Genomic DNA, 7,393 nt, shown 5'->3' with positions numbered 1-7,393 from the left:
ACGGCCCCGGTGTCCACGCCGTCGTCGGCCCGGTGCTGGACGAGCTGCCGCACCCCGCCGACACCCTCGTACGCCGGCTGGAACGGGTCGGCAGCGGCAGCCTGGCCACCGGCGCGAAGGTACGGCTGACGCCCCGGCTCCACACCGGCGACCCGGCCGGGTCACTCGGCATCGGCCACCAGGAGGTCAGCATCCCGGGCGAACTCGGCCCCATGCCCGCCTGGTTCGTCCCCGGAGCCCGTGACACCTGGGTGATCGCCGTGCACGGGCTGGGCGCCACCCGGGAGCACCCCATGAACCTCCTGCCGTTTCTGCACGGCAGGCGCATCCCGGTGCTCGGAATCGGCTACCGGGGCGACCCCGACGCCCCCAGGCCCCCCGACGGCCTCGGGCACCTCGGTGACACCGAATGGCGCGATCTGGATGCCGCCCTCCGCTTCGCCGTCCGCAACGGCGCTGTCCGCGTCGTCGTGCACGGTTGGTCGACCGGCGCCACGATGGCGCTGCACGCCGCCGCCGACTCCGCCCTGCGGGACCGCATCGGCGGGCTGGTCCTCGACTCACCCGTCCTGGACCAGCTGGCCACCCTGCGCGCACTTGCCGCCGCCCGCCGGACCCCCGCGGCCCTGCTGCCGCTCGCCGTCAGGGCGGCCCAGGGCAGGGCGGGGCTGCGCGGCGAGCCACCGCACGCCCTGGCCGACCCGCAGGTCCTGCGGGTGCCGACACTGATCGTCCACGGCCCGGACGACACCCTCGCTCCCTGGGGCCCCTCCCGCGAACTGGCCGCCCGCCGCCCCGAACTGGTCAGCCTCCACACGGTCCGCGACGCCCCGCACGCGGCCATGTGGAACGCCGACCCGGCTGGCTACGAAGAGGCGCTCCGCCGATTTCTCACCCCCTTGATGTAGGCATCGGCCCCGATCTTGATGAGGCCCTGTCAGAGCCGTCGACGGGACCGGTCAACGCTTCGCCCACCAGGTTCCGTTTGGGCTTTCGGGCCCTCAGCGGGAAGACTGCTCCCTGTGACGTCCCGAAAGCCTGATGAGCAATTGGCGCGCAATTCCAGACTCCGTCTTGTCCGCCCGAGGCCACTGGCCAGCGCCCGGACGGCCGTGACGACCCGGCGCACACGGCCTGCCCCCAGGCCCCCGGAGGGCACTCCGCCGCCCGCGGAACTGGCCCGCCAGGCGAGAGAAGTGCTCGCCGACGCCGTCCGGATCGCGCGCTGGGCGGCCGTTGAGCGGGATCCGAGCACCGCGCCCCGCGCCGTCCCGGCCCGGGAACGGGTCGCGGCCGCACTGGACCTGACACCGCTCCAGGTGAGTGTCGGCTGGGACCGCGCCCGCCTCGCGGGCCTGGTCGAGCTGCACGGCGGCACCGCCCGCCCCGGCTGGCGCCTGCGCGCCTGGGACCGCGACGACATGGCCGTCCTGCGCGGCTGGGTCGCCCTCTTCGACGCCTGGTCGCTGGCTCACCCGGCGCCCGACGACGTCGCCCCCACCGCAGTCGCCGAGGTCGTCGAAGCGGTCCCCCAGCTCCTCTCCCTCCTTCAGCTCTCGGCCGGACCCGTCCTGCTGCCCGCGCTGCTCGATCTGCTGGAGCAGCGGGTCGCCGAACTGCGCGAGGAGCGCTGCGAGATCCCCTACGGGCCGCGGCAGCTCCTGCCCACCCAGGACACCGGGCCCGATGCCGCCGCCCACCGCGCCCACCCGGATTCCGCTTCCGCGCCCGCCGCGGCCCCGGATGCCCTCGCTGAACCCTCACCCGGCGCGGGCAGGGACCCCCTCACCGGTCCGGCACCCGGCGCTGCCCGGGATGCCCCAGCCCCTTCCGCACCCGGTACGAGCCAGCCCCCCTTCACTCCTTCCGCACCCGATACGACCCAGCTCCCCCTCGCCGCTTCCGCACCCGGTACGAGCCCGGTCCCTCTCGCCGGACCCGCACCCGCTGATGTGCCTGTGACCCTCCTTCTCGACTGGGCCCTGGAGGGCCTCTCCGCCGTCGGTGCCCTGACCCTCGACCGTGGCCGGTCCGCCACCCTCACTCCCCTCGGCAACTGGGCGGTCTGGGTCAAGCTGGAGCAGATCTGCGTCGCCGCCCAGAGCCCGGCCGGCAATATCGAGCAGTCCGCCGACGACATGCTCCGCGGCTGTGCCCGCCTCACCCCCGGGCCCGCCAGGGTCGAGTACCGCGCCTGGCTGGCCGCCAGGACCGTCTCCAGCGCCGTGACCGAACTGCTCGGCGTCGCCCGGGGCGAGGACGCCCTGCTGCGCGGCCTCGCCTTCGAGGCGCTGCGGGTCGTCGGCGCCCCCGCCGAGGCGGAGGTCCGCACCGCGGCGGACGAGCCCTCACTGCGCCCCTACGCACTCCTGTGGCTGGCGGAGTACGAGGGGGTGGACGCCGAGGACGCCCACGATGTGCTCACCCGCGAGGAGTCGACCTGGCTGTGGGTGGACACCGCCGCCGCCGTCGCCGACCACGGTGAGCCACAGTTGCTGCTGCGCCATCTCGACTCCGCCGTCCAGGGCACGGTCCCGGCGCTGCTGGAAGAGGTCCGCGCCGGAGGCCACCCCCGCACGGTCCAGGTCCTGGTAGCCCTGGCCGCGGCCCACCCCGACCCGGCCCTCGCGAAGGCCGTGCGCCGGGCCGCGTTCCAGGTCCACACCGGGGGCGCGTAGCCCCCTCCGGCACGACAGGGTCCGTTCACGGCCCCGCACTCACACCGGCGCCCCGGCCGCACCCGGGGCGCGGCTTCCGCCCCCGGCACCGGAGCCGCCACCAGCGGCCTATATCCCCCCGGTCCCCTCGGGCCGGTACGTCCCGAAGCTCCACACATTGCCTTCCAGATCCCGCGCCATGTAGTCGCGCGCCCCATAGCCCTCGTCGGTCGGCGGCATCACCACATCGACCCCGTGCTCCACCGCCCTGCCGTGGTGCGCGTCGACGTCGTCGACGTGGACGAAAACGCCCGTGGGCCCCTGGCGCTCCATCAGCTTGTCGAACTTGCTGCCCGTCCCCTTGCTGCCCAGCATCACCGTGCCGTTGCCATACCTCAGCTCGGCGTGCGCGACCCTGCCCTCCCCGTCCTCGTACACCGCGCTCTCCGTGAAGCCGAACGCCTCGGTCAGCTGCTTGATCGCGGCTTTCGCGTCCGCGTACACCAGCGTCGGACAGATGCTCGGTGACTGCGCCATCTTCCTCACTCCTCATGTGCTCGCGCCGCACTCGACGGTGCTGGATGTGACCTGTGACTCAGTCTGGCACCCACCACTGACAATGCCCCCTGGAGCGGAATCGCCCCAGGTCAGACGCCAGTCGTCACGGACCCCCGCCGGACCCCCGCCAGACCTCCGCCACCGCGTCCGCCCGTCCCGGATGCCGGCGTCCGCCTCCCGGACCGACCCGTCCGGGCAGTGACCCGGAGGGGTCCGTCCGGTGGTCTCCCGGAGGGTCCGCCCGGTGGCCCTCCGGCGGAGTGTGCCCGGTCACATCCCGACCGGTGACGGGATAAACCACTTGCAGCCCCCCGTTAGACTGGCCCTCATGGCCATTCTCCTTGTGCATTAGCCGGCGTCGAAGCTCCCGCGACCCGTCCTTCCGCCGTCCATACCGCCCTGGAGTCTGTCCGTGATCACCGCTTCCGGCATCGAGTTGCGCGCCGGTGCGCGCATTCTCATCGAGTCCGCGTCCTTCCGTATCGCCAAGGGCGACCGCATCGGCCTGGTGGGCCGCAACGGCGCCGGCAAGACCACCCTCACCAAGTGCCTCGCGGGCGAGGGCGTGCCCGCCGGTGGCGCCATCGCCCGCTCCGGCGAGGTGGGCTACCTCCCGCAGGACCCGCGCACCGGCGACCTCGACACCCTCGCCCGCGACCGCATCCTCTCCGCCCGCGATCTCGACTCCGTACTGAAGAAGATGCGCGAGAACGAGGACCGGATGGCGAACGGCCAGGGCGCCACCCGCGAGAAGGCGATGAGGAGGTACGAGCGCCTGGAGACGGAGTTCCTCACCAAGGGCGGATACGCCGCCGAGGCCGAGGCCGCCACCATCGCTGCCGCGCTCGGACTGCCCGACCGGGTGCTCGGCCAGCCTCTCCATACGCTCTCCGGCGGCCAGCGCCGCCGGGTCGAGCTGGCGCGCATCCTCTTCTCGGACGCGGACACCCTGCTCCTCGACGAGCCGACCAACCACCTCGACGCCGACTCCGTCGTCTGGCTGCGCGACTACCTCAAGACCTATCGCGGCGGTTTCATCGTCATCTCCCACGATGTCGACCTGGTCGAGACGGTCGTCAACAAGGTCTTCTACCTCGACGCCAACCGTGCGCGCATCGACATCTACAACATGGGCTGGAAGCTCTACCAGCAGCAGCGCGAGGCCGACGAGAAGCGCCGCAAGCGGGAGCGCCAGAACGCCGAGAAGAAGGCCGCCGCCCTCAACTCGCAGGCCGACAAGATGCGTGCCAAGGCCACCAAGACCGTCGCCGCGCAGAACATGGCCAAGCGCGCCGAGCGGCTGCTCGCCGGTCTGGAGGAGGTGCGGGTATCCGACAAGATCGCCAAGCTGCGCTTCCCCGATCCCGCGCCCTGCGGCAAGACCCCGCTCACCGCGGAGGGGCTGTCCAAGTCGTACGGATCGCTCGAAATCTTCACCGATGTCGACCTCGCGATCGACAAGGGGTCCCGGGTCGTCATCCTCGGGCTCAACGGCGCGGGCAAGACGACCCTGCTCCGGCTGCTCGCCGGGGTGGAGCAGCCGGACACCGGCGCGGTCACTCCCGGGCACGGCCTCAAGCTCGGCTACTACGCCCAGGAGCACGAGACCCTCGACCCGGACCGTACGGTCCTGGAGAACATGCGCTCCTCCGCGCCCGACCTCGATCTGGTCGAGGTGCGCAAGACACTCGGCTCGTTTCTGTTCTCCGGTGACGATGTCGACAAACCGGCCGGAGTCCTCTCCGGCGGTGAGAAGACCCGGCTGGCGCTCGCGACCCTGGTCGTCTCGTCCGCGAACGTCCTGCTCCTCGACGAGCCCACCAACAACCTCGACCCGGCCAGCCGCGCCGAGATCCTCGGGGCGCTGCGCACCTACCAGGGCGCCGTCATCCTCGTCACGCACGACGAGGGAGCGGTCGAGGCGCTGGAGCCGGAGCGGATCATCCTGCTGCCGGACGGTGTCGAGGATCTGTGGGGCGCGGACTACGCGGATCTGGTGGCACTCGCCTGACCGCGCTGAGTCACCGGCGGTCGTCCGCCGGTGACCGCGGACCGGCCGCCACCGGCCCGGGACCGACCGCGGCCGACCAGGATGACCGGCTGGCCATCACCTACAGTGACGAATGATCCGATGGTCATTCGACCGCCGGGTGCGGATCACTGGCCGCCGGCCAGTGATCGACGACCGGCGCGCACCCTGATCCACTTCGTATGGATCATTCGGCTCACGGGTGATCCATCATCTGAGTGAGGGCGTCTCGTACCCCGGCGCGGAGACCTGCGGATCGACTCCGTCCGTGTCCATGCCGGGGCCCGCTCCCGCTTACCGTCTCTGACCTGGAAGTTCCCGGATCAGATCGCTCTGACGTGCGGACATGGCCGTACGGAATGAATGATTCCGGATGTGGCGGTCACATAGCGCATGCAAAAGCTCCTTCCATGGACCTTGCCGAATGGGTGGCCAGACAGCGCGCAAGGGGTGATCATGAGAAGTCCAGAGCGCACTTCCCATGAGGAGGCACGGGTGGCCGAGACTCTGAAGAAGGGCAGCCGGGTAACCGGCGCCGCGCGCGACAAGCTCGCGGCAGACCTGAAGAAGAAATACGACTCCGGTGCCAGTATCCGGGCGCTGGCCGAAGAGACCGGCCGTTCCTATGGATTCGTCCATCGGATGCTGAGCGAGTCCGGAGTCACGCTGCGGGGACGCGGCGGAGCCACGCGAGGTAAGAAGGCCGCCTCGGCCTGATTTCTCCAGGCTCCTTCGGTCCATCGGTTCTCCGGTGGCGACCCGGTCGGTCGAACGGTCGGCCGGGTGGTTACCGTCGGGTTGTTACTGTGCGGTCACTTGGCATCGACCGCACCGACTGCACCCGATCGAACCGGAGGCGTCCCATGACATCGCTCGACTCTGCTCGTGACTCCGTGCTGGATGAGGACGGCGTACGACTCACCGTCGAGGACGCGGTCGCCACGGTGACCCTGACCAACCCCGACAAGCGCAACGCCCAGTCTCCCGCTCTGTGGCGGGCGTTGACGAACGCGGGGCGGTCACTGCCGGGCACCGTGCGGGTCGTGGTGCTGCGCGGTGAGGGCAAGTCCTTCTCCGCGGGCCTCGACCGGCAGGCGTTCACGCCCGAAGGCTTCGACGGCGAGCCCTCTTTCCTCGATCTGGCACGGGGTTCCGACGCGGAACTCGACGCTGCCATCGCCGAGTACCAGGACGCGTTCACCTGGTGGCGACGCAGTGACCTCATCACGATCGCCGCCGTACAGGGGCATGCGATCGGTGCGGGCTTCCAGCTCGCTCTCGCCTGCGATCTGCGGGTCGTGACGCGGGATGTGCAGTTCGCCATGCGTGAGACCAGCCTCGGTCTCGTCCCCGATCTCACGGGCACCCATCCGCTGGTGGGGCTCGTCGGCTATGCCCGCGCGCTGGAGATCTGCGCCACGGGCCGCTTTGTGCACGCCGATGAGGCCGAACGCACGGGCCTCGCCAATCTGGTCGTGCCCGACGGGGAACTCGACGAGGCCGTACGGGATCTGGCGTCCGCGCTGCTCGCCGCCCCCCGCGACGCGGTGATCGAGACAAAGGCGCTGCTCCAGGGGGTGACGGGGCGTTCGTACGAGGAGCAGCGCACCGCCGAGCGCGCGGCCCAGGCGCGCAGACTGCGGGACCTCGCGGGCATCGGCGACTGAGCCGCGGGGCGCGCTTCAAACCCCGCCCGGCCAGTGGCGAAGTGGCTGCGGGACCGAGCGGCCCCGCCGCCGACCGCTCATACGCCCAGGGCCGTGACCAGGACCGACACCGGACGGCCGTCGCCCAGCGCCGCTGTCACCGCCTGCCGTACCGCGCGGACCACGTCCAGGGGCCGGTGGCCGGCCGCCGTCGCCACCTCGACGCGGACATGGTCCGACGCCAGATGCAGCGCCGAGCCCAGGGTGGCCGTCAGATGGGCGACACCGGGTGCCGTGGCGGCGGCGACGGCGGCCGGACCGTCCGGAGTCACCGGACGCCCCCCGACAGGACTCTCCCCGGCGGCACCCGAACGGACCCCGCCCTGCGGTTCGTCGCCCGGAACGGCACGCGCGGCCGGCCCGCCGGGCACGGTCACCGGCTCGCCGGCGGGCCCGTCCAGCAGATCCGTCACCCGCAGATCCACGGCGACGATCACCAGATC

At 71.7% G+C, this 7,393-nt stretch carries 6 protein-coding genes and 1 pseudogene; 5 read left to right on the top strand and 2 right to left on the bottom strand.

Annotated features, from left to right (window positions below; translation table 11 throughout):
• Nucleotides 1-908: alpha/beta hydrolase (locus ACWF94_RS27620; protein ID WP_453494045.1), on the top strand; the 908-nt coding region annotated here is incomplete at its 5' end.
• A 204-nt stretch (nucleotides 909-1,112) separates the two neighbouring features.
• Nucleotides 1,113-2,678 (top strand): hypothetical protein, encoded by a 1,566-nt coding sequence (locus ACWF94_RS27615; RefSeq protein WP_453494042.1) that lies wholly within the window; start codon nucleotides 1,113-1,115, stop codon nucleotides 2,676-2,678.
• 108 nt (nucleotides 2,679-2,786) lie between these two features.
• On the opposite strand, the gene ACWF94_RS27610 is transcribed toward ACWF94_RS27615, so the two are convergent.
• Nucleotides 2,787-3,194: a VOC family protein gene (locus ACWF94_RS27610; RefSeq protein ID WP_453494039.1), complete on the bottom strand. Its 408-nt coding sequence runs from the start codon at nucleotides 3,192-3,194 to the stop codon at nucleotides 2,787-2,789.
• A 433-nt stretch (nucleotides 3,195-3,627) separates the two neighbouring features.
• Between ACWF94_RS27610 and ACWF94_RS27605 the strand changes: the two genes are divergently transcribed.
• The 3 genes from ACWF94_RS27605 to ACWF94_RS27595 all read left to right on the top strand — a co-directional run bounded on the left by ACWF94_RS27605 (nucleotide 3,628) and on the right by ACWF94_RS27595 (nucleotide 6,911).
• The gene (locus ACWF94_RS27605; protein WP_453494036.1) at nucleotides 3,628-5,226 is read left to right on the top strand and encodes an ABC-F family ATP-binding cassette domain-containing protein; all 1,599 of its coding nucleotides are present in this window, start codon (nucleotides 3,628-3,630) and stop codon (nucleotides 5,224-5,226) included.
• Nucleotides 5,227-5,739: 513 nt separating this feature from the next.
• A complete protein-coding gene (locus ACWF94_RS27600) occupies nucleotides 5,740-5,961 on the top strand; it encodes a helix-turn-helix domain-containing protein (protein ID WP_006123601.1) in 222 nt (73 codons plus the stop codon).
• Between the two features lie 146 nt (nucleotides 5,962-6,107).
• Nucleotides 6,108-6,911, top strand: coding sequence for an enoyl-CoA hydratase/isomerase family protein (locus tag ACWF94_RS27595; protein WP_453494033.1), 804 nt, complete (start codon nucleotides 6,108-6,110; stop codon nucleotides 6,909-6,911).
• Nucleotides 6,912-6,988: 77 nt separating this feature from the next.
• Here the strand turns inward: ACWF94_RS27595 and ACWF94_RS27590 are convergent.
• Nucleotides 6,989-7,393, bottom strand: a pseudogene (locus ACWF94_RS27590) (hypothetical protein); the annotation flags it as partial.

This window comes from Streptomyces sp. NPDC055078, from assembly GCF_053607985.1.
This window is presented reverse-complemented; position numbering and strand designations above follow the sequence as displayed.